Source organism: Actinomadura sp. 7K534, from assembly GCF_004348575.1.
Taxonomy (GTDB): domain Bacteria; phylum Actinomycetota; class Actinomycetes; order Streptosporangiales; family Streptosporangiaceae; genus Spirillospora; species Spirillospora livida.
Genome location: NZ_SMKB01000196.1, coordinates 1 through 13,563, shown reverse-complemented (window position 1 = coordinate 13,563; position 13,563 = coordinate 1). Strand labels below are relative to the sequence as shown.

General features: G+C 73.9%; 19 protein-coding genes. 4 read left to right on the top strand and 15 right to left on the bottom strand.

Annotated features, from left to right (window positions below; all coding sequences use genetic code 11):
- Both E1266_RS28525 and E1266_RS28520 read left to right on the top strand, forming a co-directional pair.
- The coding region (locus tag E1266_RS28525) for a sigma-70 family RNA polymerase sigma factor (protein ID WP_132052235.1) at window positions 1–477 on the top strand (477 nt) is incomplete at its 5' end.
- Complete coding sequence (locus tag E1266_RS28520) at window positions 477–1,505, top strand: hypothetical protein (RefSeq protein WP_132052233.1); 1,029 nt, start codon at window positions 477–479, stop codon at window positions 1,503–1,505. The genes E1266_RS28525 and E1266_RS28520, both read left to right, overlap by 1 nt.
- Before the next feature lie 56 nt (window positions 1,506–1,561).
- Here the strand turns inward: E1266_RS28520 and E1266_RS28515 are convergent, their stop codons facing one another.
- Genes E1266_RS28515 through E1266_RS28505 form a run of 3 tightly spaced genes read right to left on the bottom strand, consistent with a single transcriptional unit; the run spans window position 1,562 to window position 3,681 of the window.
- Complete coding sequence (locus E1266_RS28515; protein WP_132052231.1) at window positions 1,562–2,626, bottom strand: DUF2332 domain-containing protein; 1,065 nt, start codon at window positions 2,624–2,626, stop codon at window positions 1,562–1,564.
- Window positions 2,627–2,680: 54 nt separating this feature from the next.
- Window positions 2,681–3,118, bottom strand: a complete 438-nt coding sequence (locus E1266_RS28510; protein WP_132052229.1) for a VOC family protein — start codon at window positions 3,116–3,118, stop codon at window positions 2,681–2,683.
- Window positions 3,115–3,681, bottom strand: a complete 567-nt coding sequence (locus E1266_RS28505) for a DinB family protein (protein WP_207945963.1) — start codon at window positions 3,679–3,681, stop codon at window positions 3,115–3,117. Before E1266_RS28505 ends, E1266_RS28510 begins: the two co-directional genes overlap by 4 nt.
- Before the next feature lie 61 nt (window positions 3,682–3,742).
- Between E1266_RS28505 and E1266_RS28500 the strand changes: the two genes are divergently transcribed.
- Window positions 3,743–4,696, top strand: a complete 954-nt coding sequence (locus E1266_RS28500) for a YafY family protein (protein WP_243718994.1) — start codon at window positions 3,743–3,745, stop codon at window positions 4,694–4,696.
- Window positions 4,697–4,699: 3 nt separating this feature from the next.
- On the opposite strand, the gene E1266_RS28495 is transcribed toward E1266_RS28500, so the two are convergent.
- Window positions 4,700–5,143, bottom strand: coding sequence for a helix-turn-helix domain-containing protein (locus E1266_RS28495; RefSeq protein WP_132052225.1), 444 nt, complete (start codon window positions 5,141–5,143; stop codon window positions 4,700–4,702).
- 115 nt (window positions 5,144–5,258) lie between these two features.
- Between E1266_RS28495 and E1266_RS28490 the strand changes: the two genes are divergently transcribed.
- The gene (locus E1266_RS28490) at window positions 5,259–6,167 is read left to right on the top strand and encodes an NADP-dependent oxidoreductase (protein ID WP_132052223.1); all 909 of its coding nucleotides are present in this window, start codon (window positions 5,259–5,261) and stop codon (window positions 6,165–6,167) included.
- Between the two features lie 101 nt (window positions 6,168–6,268).
- Here the strand turns inward: E1266_RS28490 and E1266_RS28485 are convergent, their stop codons facing one another.
- The 11 genes from E1266_RS28485 to E1266_RS28440 form a co-directional block, all read right to left on the bottom strand.
- Window positions 6,269–6,805, bottom strand: coding sequence for a hypothetical protein (locus tag E1266_RS28485; RefSeq protein WP_132052221.1), 537 nt, complete (start codon window positions 6,803–6,805; stop codon window positions 6,269–6,271).
- Between the two features lie 151 nt (window positions 6,806–6,956).
- A complete protein-coding gene (gene hypE / locus E1266_RS28480; RefSeq protein ID WP_279436356.1) occupies window positions 6,957–8,069 on the bottom strand; it encodes a hydrogenase expression/formation protein HypE in 1,113 nt (370 codons plus the stop codon).
- Window positions 8,066–9,190, bottom strand: a complete 1,125-nt coding sequence (hypD, locus tag E1266_RS28475) for a hydrogenase formation protein HypD (RefSeq protein WP_132052219.1) — start codon at window positions 9,188–9,190, stop codon at window positions 8,066–8,068. The genes hypE and hypD overlap by 4 nt, the downstream gene beginning before the upstream one ends.
- Window positions 9,190–9,459, bottom strand: coding sequence for a HypC/HybG/HupF family hydrogenase formation chaperone (locus E1266_RS28470; RefSeq protein WP_132052217.1), 270 nt, complete (start codon window positions 9,457–9,459; stop codon window positions 9,190–9,192). The genes hypD and E1266_RS28470 overlap by 1 nt, the downstream gene beginning before the upstream one ends.
- Window positions 9,459–10,124, bottom strand: coding sequence for an SIS domain-containing protein (locus E1266_RS28465; protein ID WP_132052215.1), 666 nt, complete (start codon window positions 10,122–10,124; stop codon window positions 9,459–9,461). Before E1266_RS28465 ends, E1266_RS28470 begins: the two co-directional genes overlap by 1 nt.
- Complete coding sequence (locus tag E1266_RS28460; protein WP_132052213.1) at window positions 10,121–10,342, bottom strand: HypC/HybG/HupF family hydrogenase formation chaperone; 222 nt, start codon at window positions 10,340–10,342, stop codon at window positions 10,121–10,123. Before E1266_RS28460 ends, E1266_RS28465 begins: the two co-directional genes overlap by 4 nt.
- On the bottom strand, window positions 10,339–10,929 hold the full coding sequence (locus E1266_RS28455) for an SIS domain-containing protein (protein ID WP_132052211.1): 591 nt from the start codon (window positions 10,927–10,929) through the stop codon (window positions 10,339–10,341). The genes E1266_RS28460 and E1266_RS28455 overlap by 4 nt, the downstream gene beginning before the upstream one ends.
- Window positions 10,930–10,954: 25 nt before the next feature.
- Window positions 10,955–11,083: a hypothetical protein gene (locus E1266_RS39945; protein WP_279436355.1), complete on the bottom strand. Its 129-nt coding sequence runs from the start codon at window positions 11,081–11,083 to the stop codon at window positions 10,955–10,957.
- Between the two features lie 20 nt (window positions 11,084–11,103).
- A complete protein-coding gene (locus E1266_RS28450) occupies window positions 11,104–11,607 on the bottom strand; it encodes a hydrogenase maturation protease (RefSeq protein WP_243718992.1) in 504 nt (167 codons plus the stop codon).
- The gene (locus tag E1266_RS28445) at window positions 11,604–12,536 is read right to left on the bottom strand and encodes a hypothetical protein (RefSeq protein WP_132052209.1); all 933 of its coding nucleotides are present in this window, start codon (window positions 12,534–12,536) and stop codon (window positions 11,604–11,606) included. Before E1266_RS28445 ends, E1266_RS28450 begins: the two co-directional genes overlap by 4 nt.
- Window positions 12,524–13,213, bottom strand: coding sequence for a DUF6084 family protein (locus E1266_RS28440; RefSeq protein WP_132052207.1), 690 nt, complete (start codon window positions 13,211–13,213; stop codon window positions 12,524–12,526). Before E1266_RS28440 ends, E1266_RS28445 begins: the two co-directional genes overlap by 13 nt.
- Window positions 13,214–13,563: the final 350 nt, after the last annotated feature.

The window sequence follows — 13,563 nt, the reverse complement described above, 5'->3', positions numbered from 1 at the left end:
GGGGCGTACCTCGCGCGGCGGGCAGGGCGGGCGCAGGCCGAGGACCTGCTCGGTGAGGTGTGGGTGGCGGCGTTCAAGTCCCGCGGCGCCTACGACCGCTCGTTCCCCGACGCCCGGCCGTGGCTGTTCGGCGTGGCGCACAACACGCTGCGGCGGCACTGGCGGTCCCGTCCGGCCGAGGAGCCGCTGGCGGACATGACCGGCATGGCGTCCGGGTGGGACCCGTGGTCCGCCGTGGACGACCGCGTGGACGCCGAATCGGTGCTGCGGCGCGCGCTGGCGACGCTCCGGCCGCAGCAGCGGGAGATCCTCACCCTCGTCGCCTGGGAGGACCTGACCGTCGCCGACGCGGGCCGGGCGATCGGGATACCGCCGGGAACCGCGCGCCGCCACCTGCACGAGGCGCGCACGGCGCTGCGGAACGCACCCGGCATGGCCCTGCTCGCCGGTCACGACGCACTGAAGGAGGCCAACTGATGGTCGATGAGATGGACCTGCTGAAGGGGCTCGGGGACACCGAGCCGGTACGGCCGCGCGCCTTCGACGAGGCGAGGGCGGTGCTGCGGGCGGCGATCGCCGAGGAGGAGGTGCCGGAGACGCGGCCGGCCGGGGCGCCCGCGCCCCGGGGCCGGGGCCGGTGGGGCGGGCGCCGGACGGCGGTCCTCGGCGCCGGTGCCCTGGTCGCCGCCGCGGCGGCCGTGGCGCTGGGGCTGTCCCTCACGTCCGCGCCCGCGCCCGGCGAGTCGCCTGCTTCGGCGTCCGGGAACCCGATCCTGGCCAGGCTGGTGGCGGACAACGCGCCGCTGCGGCCCGAGATGCCGGGCGACGCGACGCTGGAGATCCGCAACCAGTCCCCGACCAGCGACGCGCTGGGCGACCACGGCATCGGGCTGTTCACCGACGACGGCACCTACTACTGGGGGAACGACAGGAAGGCCCTCCGGAAGGCCGTCGTCGAGAACCGGGGCGACGGCTTCTTCAAGGGTCCGATAGCGGTGGCGCTCCACGCCGTGAAGGGCGACATCGGCACCGCGCGCGAGCGGATGGCCGCCGGCACCCTGGCCCCGGGCGAGCAGCCCGACCTGGAGAAGGAGAGGGCGGAAAGGCTCAAGAGGGCGGCCAAGGAGCGGGGCGAGGAGTACGTGCCGCCGAAACCGCTGACCGCCGAGCAGAAGAAGCAGATCACCGACAACCACATCTGGTCGAACAGCATCGACGCGCTGATCGCCGCACCGGAGAACCCCCAGGTCCGGGCCGGAGTGCTCCGGATCATGGCGACGATGCCGCGGGTCGAGGTCACCGAGACCAGCACCGCCGGACGGCCCACCCTCACGGTCACGGACAGCTGGCCCGCGAACGGGAGGTTCGTCGAGACGCTGGTCATCGACGCGGCCACCGGCCGCCCCGTCGCCTTGACCGACAGGGCCCCGAACGCGGCGTCCAGGACGGTCTACTACCACTCGTCCCGGGTCACGGTCGCCGACGTCAAGGCCGGCAGGTTCTGACCCCGCCGGCGCGACCATGCGGGCCGTCCGTCACCGGGCGGCCCGCATCGCTCGGGCTAGGAGCCGGTCAGCCAGGACAGCAGCCGGCCGCGGGACCAGCAGCGGCCGACCGCCTCGGTGCGGACGGTCGAGTGATCGAGCAGCGCCAGGCCGATGATGCTGTGGCCGGAGGCGCGGCGGTCGCCGAAGGTCGGTATCGCCGGCGCGACGCCGACGCCCTCCGCCGACACCCACGCCACCGGCCGGTGCGCCGCCGTCTCGTCGAGGCGGTGGAGGAAGCGCAGGCGGCCTTCGAGCGGGAGGTCCGACAGCGCCCATGTGGTGGTGACCACGGGCAGGGCGTCCGGAGGCACTCGGGCGAAGGCTTCGGTCAGCACCTCGATGGCGTCGCCTTGCAGCAGCACCGGCGGGGCCGCCGCCGCCAGTGCCGTCTCCGCTGCGAGCCGCGCCATCTGCTCCGGCCGGTCCGGCGGCACGCAGGCGCGCAGCCAGCGGGCCTCGCCCGCGTCGGTCACGTCGACCGGGTCGGGGTCGACGCCGACGCGGGCGACGACCTCGGGCATCGCCCGCTCCGGGACGGGGCGCTCCCCCACCATGGAAGCCGAGACCTGCACCGGAGACGACGGGTCGCCCAGCGATCGACCGTCGCCGTAGGCGATGCCGACGCGATCGACGTTGAGGTTGAACCCGGCCGAACACCCCACGTCGATCAGTCCGACCGCGCTCGCGCCCACCCGGTGCGCCGCCTCGGCGACGGCCGGATACAGGACGGCGTGACGTCCGGTCTCGCCGGTCCGGGGCCTGCGGCGCGCGGCGATGGCCGCCACCTCGTCGGTCATGCTCAGAAGCGTGCCGATCGCCGCGTCGGCCGCGACGGCGCCGTCCGCGGCCTCGTAGGCCGCCGCCAGCGCCGGGGCGCGCCCGGCGAGGGCGAGGTCGTGCAGCGCGGCGAGGATCAGCGCGGGATGCCGCTTGCGCGCCGGTGCCGCCTCGATCGCGCGCAGGGCCTCGTCCGATTCGCTCAAGGCGACGGCGACGCGCCCGTACAGCGGCGATGATCCGGCGGTGTCCGCTTCACCGAAGCGCCGGTACACCTGGGCGAGCGTGCGGGCCTTACCCACGGGCCGGACGATTCTGTCGCATCCCGGCGATCCTAACCATCCCCCCCGGAACGCTCAGTCGAGGCAGAATTCATTGCCTTCCGGGTCGGTCATCACGATGTGGCCGAACTGCATCGGCGGTGCGGGCTCGAAGCGCTGGACGCGGGTGGCTCCGTGGGAGACGAGGCGTTCGGCCTCCGCTTCAAGGGCCTGCATGCGGTCCTCGCCCTCCAGGCCGGGCGCGGCCCGCAGGTCCAGGTGGACGCGGTTCTTCGCCTGCTTGCCCTCCGGTACCCGCTGGAAGAACAGGCGGGGGCCGGAGCCCGCGGGGTCGACGACCCCGGAGGCGTCGTTGCGGTTCTCGGGCGGGACGCCGAACGCCTCCAGTGCCTCGTCCCACGACGTGAAGTCGCCGGGCGGCTTCTGCAACTCGTAGCCGAGGGCCTCGGCCCAGAACGCGGACAGCGCGGCCGGGTCGGCGCAGTCGAAGGTGATCTGTACGTCGCGAGTCATCGGGTCTCCCTGTGCAGGTAGAGGTCGCGGAGCAGGCACACCTCGGACAGGTGGTGGACCAGCTCCCGGTTGATGTGCAGGACGAGCCGCGCCATGGGGTCCGCGGCGTACGGGCCCTCGGCCTCCCCGCACGGGCGGGCGAGGCCCGCCTCGCCGAGGGACTCCACTCCGGCCAGCCACGTCGCGTACTCGGCGTCCAGCTGGGCGAGCGCCTCGTCGGCGGTCTCGGCGTACTCGAACGCCTGGTAGTCGGTGGGCGCGCGGCCGAAGTGGGACGCGTTGCGCATGGCGAGGACGCCCACGATGACGTGGGCGAGCCGCCAGGCGACCGTGGTGAACGGCGGCGGGTCGGGCGGCGGCATCGCGAAGTCGATGGTCATCGTCCCGGAGCCGGCCTGCACCGGCGCGGTGCCGGTACCGCGCGGGCGGACGCTCCAGCATCCGGGTGCCGGCTCCCAGAAGTACTCCTCGTCGGTGAGCCCGTCGAGGCGGGGGCGCAACTGGTTCGTCCAGTGCCAGGAGAGCTGGTCCCGCAGGATCGGGTTCCACTTCAGGTCGCTCATGGGTGCAGCCTGCCCGATATCGCGGACAGGATCCTTCCGTGATCTGTGGGACGCTGGGCGCGTGAGTGTCGAGGCGACGACCGAGCGGGTCCTGCGGCTGCTGGGGCTGCTGCAGCGCCGGTCGTCCTGGACCGCCGCCGAGCTCGCCGCCGAGCTGGGCGTCACCGACCGGTCGGTGCGGCGGGACGTGGAGCGGCTGCGCGCCCTCGGCTACCCGGTGCACGCGGCGTCGGGGGTGGGCGGCGGGTACCGGCTCGGCGCGGGCACCCGGCTGCCGCCGCTGCTGCTGGACGACGACGAGGCCATCGCGACGGCGGTGTCGCTGCGGATGGCTTCCGGGGGGACGGTCGCCGGCGCCGGGGAGGCGGCGCTGCGGGCGCTCAGCAAGCTCGACCAGGTGATGCCGCCCCGGCTGCGCGCCGAGGTGCGGGCCGTGCACGGCGCCACCGAGACCCTCGTCGGCCCCGGGGTCGAGGTCGACGCGGAGGTGCTGGTGACGCTCGCGCGGGCCTGCCGCGACGCCGTGCGGGTGCGGTTCCGGTACGCGGCCCGCGGCGGCGGGGAGCGCGAGCGGACCGTCGAGCCGGTGCGGATGGTCGCCACCGCCCGCCGCTGGTACCTGATGGCCTGGGACACCGGCCGCGGCGACTGGCGCACGTTCCGGCTGGACCGGATGCGCGACGTGACGGCGACGACCTGGCATTTCCGGCCGCGGGAGCATCCCGACCCGGTCGCCTACGTGCAGCGCTCGGTGACCGCCGCGCCGTACCGGCATCTCGCGCGGGTGCGGCTGCACGCCCCGTCCGGCCGGGTGCGCGAACTGGTCCCGCCCCAGGTGGGACGGGTCGAGGACGACCGCGACGGGTGGTGCGTGCTCAGCGTCGGCGGCGACGACCTGGACTGGCTCGCCATGCACATCGCCCGGCTGGGCTTCGCCGCCGAGGTGCTGGAGCCGCCGGAGCTGCGGGACGCCGCCGCGCGGCTGGCCCGCCGCCTCGCCGCGATGGCCGGCTGACCTTCAGTTCTCCCCCGGGGCGTCGTACTGCGCCCGGTTCGCGATCACCTCGTCCATGTGCGTCTCCGCCCAGATCTTGATGCCGCGGATCGCCGCGTGGAGCGAGAGCCCGAGGCCGGTCAGCTCGTAGGTGACCGTGACCGGCACGGTCGGGGCCACCGAGCGGGTGACCAGGCCGTCGCGCTCCAGGGAGCGGAGCGTCTGGGTGAGCATCTTCTGGCTGACCCCGGCCAGCCGCCGAGCCAGCTCGGAGTAGCGCATCGGCCGCGGCTCTCCGACACGGTCGTCCCCAGGGTACGGGTCGTCGCCGCCGAGCGCGGCGAGGACCAGCGCGACCCACTTGTCGGAGATCCGGTCGAGGAGCTGCCGGCTGGGGCATTGCGCCAGGAACGCGTCGTACTCCATCTTCGCCTCGGCCCGCTTCTGGGCCGCCGTCCTCGTCGGCATCGACCGCTCCTTCCTACCGCGCGGTGAGCTACGCACTTCCAGGTGCGTTCTTCCCGATGGAGAGCTACCCCTCCATTGTGGAGGAACAGGACAGACATCTCCATGGGAGGCGACCATGTCGACCACTTTCCGTACCGCCGTCGTCCGCGATCCGGGCGGCCCCGACCCGATCGAGATCATCGAGGTGCCCCGCACCGAGCCGGGGCCCGGCGAGGTGCGCGTCGAGATCGCGGGCGCCGCGGTCAACCCCGTCGACCTGGCGGTCGTGTCCGGGTTCTTCCACGAGATCGGGCTGATCGAGCGGACCGGCCACGTCGGCCTCGGCTGGGACTTCGCCGGGACCGTCGCCGCCGCCGGCCCGGACGCGCGGTTCCCGGTGGGCAGCCGCGTCGCGGGGATCCTCCCCGGCTTCGACCGCGACTTCGGGACCTACGCCGAGCAGCTGGTCATCCCGGTGGACGACCTCGCCCTCGTCCCCGAGGGCCTCGACCTGACCACGGCGGCGGCGGTCCCGCTCAACGCGCTGGCCGCGGCCCGGCTCGTCGACCTGCTCGGGGACGGGGAGGGCCGGAGCCTGCTGGTGACCGGGGCCGCCGGCGCGGTCGGCGCGAACGCCGCCGTGCTCGCCCAGGAGCGCGGCTGGCGCGTCACCGGCCTGGCCCGCACCGGGGACGAGAAGTTCGTGCGCGGCCTCGGCGTCGACTTCACCCGGGAGGCGACGCCCGGCTGGGACGCGGTCGCCGACGCCGCCACGCTCCAGGACAGGGGCATCGCGCTGGTCCGCGACGGCGGCGTCTTCGTCGGCGTGCTGCCGAACGCCGCGCCGCCGGAGGAGCGCGGCGTCACCGTCCGCGTGCTGGACGTGCGGGCCGACGGCGCCCGGCTCGCCGAGCTGCTCGGCGCCGCCGCGAGCGGCCGCCTGCCGGTGCGGGTGCACGCGGTCGTGCCGCTGGACGAGGTCGCCGGCGTCCACCGCGCGGTCGCGGAGGGCGGCGTGCGCGGCAAGTACGTCCTGCGGCCCTGACCCCGGCGCCCCGGCGACTTCACCCCGTAGGTCATCAGAAGCGCCCGGCCGCCTCCGCCGCCGCACCCGGCGGCGGGGGCGTTCCGCCGCATAGGAGGGCTTCAGCGCCGCCGGACGGTGAACGTGCCGCATCCCGGGCTCTGAATGATGCCCTGGATCCGGTCGGGATCGGCGGACGGCAGCCGCGCGCTCAGCGAGACCATTTCATAGGCGCCCGGCCTGCTGAGCCAGGAGTCACCGCGCAGAGCCAGCGAACTGCCGGTGACGTGCCCCCGCAGGGTGAACGAGCCCGACAGCCCATCGGAATTGCCGGGCGCGGGAGCGAAGCGGAAGATGCCGCTGACCGCTCCGCTCGACCTTTGGACGAGGGTGAGGTTCAGCTGCATGAGCCCCTGCGGGCACCTGTAGGTGCCGCGCCAGCTGCCGGTGAGCGTGCTCTGCGGGAGCTCCGGCGTCGAGAGATCCGGCGTCGGAGGGTCCGGGGGCGGCGGGAGCTCGCGGGTGGGCCGCGATTCGGTGGTGAAGTTCGGTATCGCGCACCCCGACCCGAACAGTCCCATCGCGGCGATGGCGGCCGAAGCCGCGGTGATCCTGGCGCGCCCGTGCCGCCGGGCGGTCTCGGGCTGGCTGCTTCTCATGGTGGCGACCCTCTGGCTGCTGGACGCCCCGCGCATCGGCACGACCCATGCCGGACCCCCGCACGGGGACGAAGGTGATCGAATCGGAACTGTGACGGCGCGCACCCGGTGCGGGTTCCGTCGGGTTCGATCTTCCGGCGCGGGGACGCGGTCAGCAGATGCGGGGCAGCGGGTCGCCCACCAGGAGGTCGACGATGCGGGTCCCGCCGAAGACCGTCTTCAGCAGGACGAGACCGGGCGGGTCGTCGCGCACGTGCCCGATGACCGCGGCGTCCGCGCCGAGCGGGTGCCGGCGCAGCGCGGCCAGGGCGGCGTCCGCGGCCTCCGGGGCGACGACGATCACCGCGCGGCCCTCGCAGGCCACGTACATCGGATCGATGCCGAGCAGCTCGCAGGCGCCGCGGACAGCGGGCCGCACGGGGACGGCGGACTCGTCCACCACCACGGCCGCGCCGGCGTCGGAGGCCAGCTCGTTGAGGACGGTCGCGACACCGCCGCGGGTGGCGTCGCGCATGCGGCGGACGGTACCGGGGCAGGCGTCGCGGACCTCCGCGAGCAGGCAGTTCAGCGGCGCGGTGTCGGACGCCAGGTCGGCCTCGATGTCGAGTTCGCCGCGCGCCAGCATGATCGTGACGCCGTGCTCGCCGATCGGGCCGGTGACGAGGACCGCGTCCCCCGGCCGGACCTCGGCGCCGGCGGCGTGCGCGAGGCCCACCCCGGCGGTGTTGATGTAGCAGCCGTCGGCCTTGCCCCGCTCGACGACCTTGGTGTCGCCCGTGACGATGTCCACGCCGGCGGCCTCGGCGGCCCGGCTCATCGACTCGGTGATGCGGCGCAGGTCGGCGACCGGGAAGCCCTCTTCGAGGATGAACCCGGCCGAGAGGTGCAGCGGCGTCGCGCCGGAGACGGCGAGGTCGTTGACGGTCCCGTTGACGGCCAGGTCGCCGATGTCGCCGCCGGGGAAGAACAGCGGCGACACGACGTAGGAGTCGGTGGTGAAGGCGAGCCGCGTCCCGTTCACGGTGAGGTGGGCGGAGTCGTCCAGGCGGTCCAGGTGCGGGTTGTCGAACGCCTCGCGGAACACGGCCTCGATCAGGGTGTGGGTGGCCTTGCCGCCGGAGCCGTGCGCGAGCGTGATGGCGTCCTCGCGGAGGCGGGCCTTGCGGGACCGGGCGCGCTCGATGCGTTCGAGCACCTGCTCCTCGCGGATCGTCACGCGTCCGGGCACAGTGCCGCGTCCCGGCACAGTGTCGCGTTCGGTCACCGTGTCGCCTCCTTGACGCGCTCGCGGGTGAAGCGGCCGAAGTTGTAGTACGCGGCGCAGGCGCCCTCGGAGGAGACCATGCAGGTGCCGATCGGCGTCTCCGGCGTGCAGGCCGTCCCGAAGACCTTGCACTCCCAAGGCTTGAGGACGCCCTTCAGCACCTCGCCGCACTGGCACGCCTTCGGGTCGGCGACCCGCCCGCCCGGGATGTCGAAGACGCTCTCGGCGTCGTAGGCCGCGTACTCGTCCCGGAAGCGGAGCGCGGAGTGCGAGATGAAGCCGAGGCCGCGCCACTCGAAGTAGGGGCGGGGCTCCATGGTCTGCCCGATGACCTGCAGCGCCTTGGCGTTGCCGTCCCACGGGACGACCCGGCCGTACTGGTTCTCGACCTCGGAGCGTCCCGCCGCGAGCTGCGCCAGCAGCATGTGCACCGACTGGAGCAGGTCCAGCGGCTCGAAGCCCGCGACGACCAGCGGCTTCCCGTAGTCGCCGGTGATGAACGAGTACGGGCGGCAGCCGATGACGGTCGAGACGTGGCCGGGGCCGATGAAGCCGTCCAGCCGCAGGTCCGGCGAGTCGAGGATCGCCTTGATCGCCGGGAGGATCGTCACGTGGTTGTTGAAGACCGAGAAGTTCTCGATGCCCTGCGCCGCCGCACGCAGCACGGTCATCGCGGTGGACGGCGCGGTGGTCTCGAACCCGATCCCCATGAAGACGACGCGCCGGTCGGGGTTCCGCTGGGCGATCTTCAGCGCGTCCAGGGGCGAGTACACCATCCGGATGTCGGCCCCAGCGGCCTTGGCATCGAAGAAGGAGCCGTCCCCGCCCGGTACCCGCATCATGTCCCCGAAGGACGTCATGATGACGTCCGGCTGGGACGCGATGTGGATGGCGTCGTCCACCCGTCCCATCGGGATCACGCACACGGGACAGCCTGGGCCGTGCACGAGCGAGATGTTCTCGGGCAGGTAGTCCTCTATCCCGTGCTTGTAGATGGTGTGGGTGTGGCCCCCGCACACCTCCATGAACTTGTACTGGCGGCCTGGCTCGCACAGGGAGGCGATGGAGGCCGCGAGGGTCCGCGCCTTGTCCGCGTCCCGGTACTCGTCGACGAAGCGCATCAGTCGATCCTCGATTCCCGCAGTGCGTCGATCTCGTCGTCGTAGGCCTCGCCGAGCCCTTCGAGCATCCGCAGCGTGGCCATCGCCTCCGCCTCGTCGATCTTCGACATGGCGAAGCCGACATGGATGAGCACCCAGTCGCCGGCGGCGAGCGCCTCCCGGTCGAGCAGGCCGATGTTGACCGAGCGCCGGACGCCGGTGACGTCGACCGTCGCCAGCGGGCGGTCCGCCATGATCTCCACGATCTCGCCAGGTATCGCCAGGCACATCAGCGGGCCTCCCGGTCCAGTTCCGCCTGCGTGAGTTCCCAAAGGGCGTGGTAGATCGTCGTCTGCGCCTCCTGGATGCGGTGCACGGACGACGACGGCACCACGAACAGGTGGTGCCGCCCGTCGGAGAACGCGGGCTCCTCGGCCATCTGGCCGCCGGTGTAGCCGGCGAGGCCGACGGTGAGCATGCCGCGCCGCGCCGCCTCCCGCAGCGCGGCGATCAGGTTGTCGGAGTTCCCGCTCGTGGACAGCGCGAGCGCGATGTCGCCCGGCCGCCCGAACGCGGCGAGCTGCCGCGCGAACACCACCTCGAACCCGATGTCGTTGGACAGCGCCGTCACCACCGCGACGTCCGTCGTGAGGGCCAGCGCGGGCAGCGGCCGCCCGGCGTCGCCCGGGTTGAGGAACAGCGCGGCGACGTCCTGCGCGTCGGTCGAGCTGCCGCCGTTACCGAACGTGAAGAGCCGCCCGCCGGCGCGGAACGCGTCCGCCATCCGGGCGGCGCAGACCGCGAGGGCCTCCCCGTACTCCTCCAGGACGGACTCGCGCAGCCGGGCGATGTCGGCCGCCTTCTCGGCGGTCGAGCGGCGGACGTCGGCCACGAGGACGTCCAGCCCGGGACCGCCCGCGTACAGGAACGGATAGAGCTGCTGCATGCCGGTCATCGCACGACTCCGATGGCCTCTTTGGCGTGGACGAGGACGGTGTCGCCGACCGCGGCGTCCACCAGCGCCACGCTGACCTGCTCGACCCGCCCGTCCCCGGTGTCGACCTCCGCGAGGCCGTCGTCCCCGATGCGCAGGATCCGCACGGGGACGGCCTCGTCCGAGCAGGTCACGCAGTGGTCGCCGACGCAGTCCCCCCGTGCCTCGGATGTCGTCATGGGCCGTCCTCCCCGGTCAGCACGTCCGGCTGCTCCAAGAACACGTGGACCAGTTCCCAGAGCACGTGGTAGGCCGTGACGTGCACTTCCTTCACGACGCGCGGATCGGCGGACGGCACCGTGACCAGGTGGTCGGCCGCCCCGACGAGCTGGCCCCCGTCGCCGCCCGCCAGCGCGACCGTGAGCATCCCGAGGTCGCGGGCGGTCGCCAGCGCGCGCCGGACGCTCCCGCACCGGCCGTCCGGCGAGATGCCGAGCGCCATGTCGTCCGGGCCGCCGAAGCAGCGGAGCTGGTGCGCGAAGATCTCGTCGAAGCCGGCGCCCGCGCCGACGCCGGTGAGGGTCGCGACGTCCCCGGTGAGCGACAGCGCGGGCAGCGCCCGCTTCCCCACGATCACCGGGTGGACGAACTCGACCGCCACGTGCTGGGCGTCGGTGGCCGCGCCGCCGGTCCCGAACGTGAACAGCCGTCCCCCGCGGTGGAACCGCGCCGCCATCGCGTGGCAGGCGGCGGCGATGGTCCCGGCCTCCCCGGCGAGCGCGGCGGCGGGTTCGGCCCGGCGCCGGAACACCTCGGTCACGGTCATCGGCCGGCACCGCCCGGTCCGGCCCTCACGGTCCGGCCCTCAGGTACCGGCGCAGGACCGGCGTGTCCCGGACGAGCCCGACGATCACCGCGAGCACGAACAGCGCGATGATCGTCCGGAGCGCGTCCGGGCCGATGCGCATCCCCTTCCGCATGCCTCTCCCCCTTCGGTCGCTCACGCGGGCGTCCCGGCGAGCAGCCGCCCGGTCTCCCGGACGACGAGCATCTCGACCAGCCGGACGGCCTCGGCCACGGCGGCGGCGACCGGCCGGCTGAGCGTCATCTCCCACGGGGGGTGCGCGGCCCGCTCCGCCGGCTCGCACGCGACGAGCAGGGTCCGGGCCGGGACCCTGCCGTCCTCCCTGGCCAGCCGCACCGGGTCCAGCGGGTGCCCGGCGTCGCCGAGGCCGCCGACCGGCTCGACGAGCGAGACGGTGCCGGGCACGAGGCCGCGCGCCGCCGCCTCGACCAGGACCACCGTCCGGTAGTCCGCGCCGAGCGCGTACATGAGGTCGGTGCTCCGGATGCCGAAGTCGGTGACGTCCACGCCCTCCGGCAGCGGCCGCCTCCGGAGCCGCCGGGCGACCTCCACGCCGAAGCCGCCGTCGCCGTTGAACACGTTCCCGATGCCCGCGACGAGCAGCGCGCCGGACCGTGCCCCGGGGTAGGACCGCGTCACCGGGCGTCCCTTCCAATGAGCGCCTCAGCGGCGGCGCAGCGCTCCAGGAACTCCGCCGCCCGCGGATCGGAGGCGGCCATCTCCCGCCGCTCCTCCTCGCTGAGGCTGAGCACGCTGAGGACGAGCAGCCGTCCGGCCTCGGTGCCGTCGAACGGGGTGCCCTCCGGCGCGACCTGCGGCCAGTCGTAGAGGACGACCGGTGCGGCGAGGACGGTGTCGTAGCGGCCCGGCGCGCCCGCGAGCACCGGCCACAGCCCGTCGCTCGCGCACTCCGCCGCGGCCTCCGCCAGCCGCTCGGGCGGACCGCCCGGCGAGACGAACGCCCCGCCGCGCGCCCGCACGACCACGTGGGCGCACATCATGCCCGCGTGGACGGCCTCGTCGCGGTCCTCGCCGCGGCCGGTGTTGACGACCTCGACCCGCAGCCGGACGACGCCGTCCCCGGCCTCGGCGGCGGAGATCTCGACCGTCCCGTCCACCCGGTGCCACAGGCGCATGAACCGGGCCCCGCCGCCGAGCTCCTCCTCGTCCGTGCCCGCCGCGACCGCGACCGGGACCCGCACGGGCGAGCGCAGCAGCCGCGCCACGGGGACCCGGCCGCCGGTGATCTCGCGCTCGCGCGCCTCCTGGCGGGTCTCGTGCGTGCCGTCCCCGGTGCTGACCTCGTCCACCGGGACGCCGCCGTCCATGGCCTGGCGGTGCACCGCGTGCAGGAACCTGAGCGTGACCTCCACGTCCGCGTCGGGCGAGCCTTCCAGGAGGAACTCGGCGCAGACCGTCCATGGGTCGCCGGCCGCTTCCGCGTAGGGGCGCGGGTAGACGCCGCCTATGGTCCACCTCCGCCCGCGGCCCTGCGCGGAGCGCCGGGAAGGCCAGAGCTGATGGCCCTCGTAGAGGACCACGTCGGCGACGGCCCTTACGCGGTCCACTCTTCCTCCCCGCGCAGCTCCCGGTCGTCCCGCAGCATCTCCGCCCTGCGAAGCAGCTCGTCGACCGTGTCGTCGAAGGACGAGTGCGCCCGCCGCGCCCGGTAGGCGGCCAGGCGGGCGAAGCAGTCGTCGTCCAGGCGGAGCCAGCGGGCGGCCCCGTAGTAGCGGTCCATGAGGTCCCGCCACGTCTGGACGGGGAGGCGCCCGGTGGCCTCGTGGTGCCACGGGATCTGGCCGGTGCGCAGCCGGCCGTCCTCGCCCGGATAGAACACGGTGCCGTTGAAGGTGAGGTCGAGCGGCACGTCGCCGCCGCGGAGCGCGTGCAGGTAGCGGTCGGCGGCGACCTGCATGTCGTGCCCGCACGCAAGCGCGAGCGTCACCTCCGCGTCACCGCGGAACGTCGGCACGGTCGCCCCGATGCGCCCCCACGTCAGGCCGTGCAGCGACCTGTCCCACACGTCCGGCTCGCCGAACACGCCGGCGAGCCGCTCCCGCTCGGCGTCGTCGTAGGAGCGGCGCGACGCCGCGATCGTCACGGTCGTGGTGAGCAGGACGCACTGGACGGGCCCGCCGTCCAGCCGCCGCAGGCCGACCCGCAGGTTCAGCGTCGGCGTCGCCGCGAACGTCTCCGCCTCGATGCCGAGCAGGTCGAGCCCGAGCTCCGGCGGCGCGTTCATGACGGACCCTCGATCATGGTCTTCCATCCCCCTCGATGCTCACCATCGCTTCCACCCGCCCGGTGGAGATCATCATCAATTCGCACTGCCCGGCGAAGCCGCCCCGAAACACCGCCGGGAATGCCGCGGGAACGATGACCTGATCTTGGCAAAATCGGCGTCCGACCAGGGGAGATCACTCGGCCGAGAGCGCGCGGAAATGGCCCGAACAGCGATGGGAAAGCGTGGAGCCGGACCCGCCGCACCGAACACGGGGCCAGCAATTCCTAGCCAATTGCCCGATTCGCGAACGCCACTCGCCGCACCCGGAATGGCAAGACTTTCCACCCCCGTGCCGAACCCCGTACCCG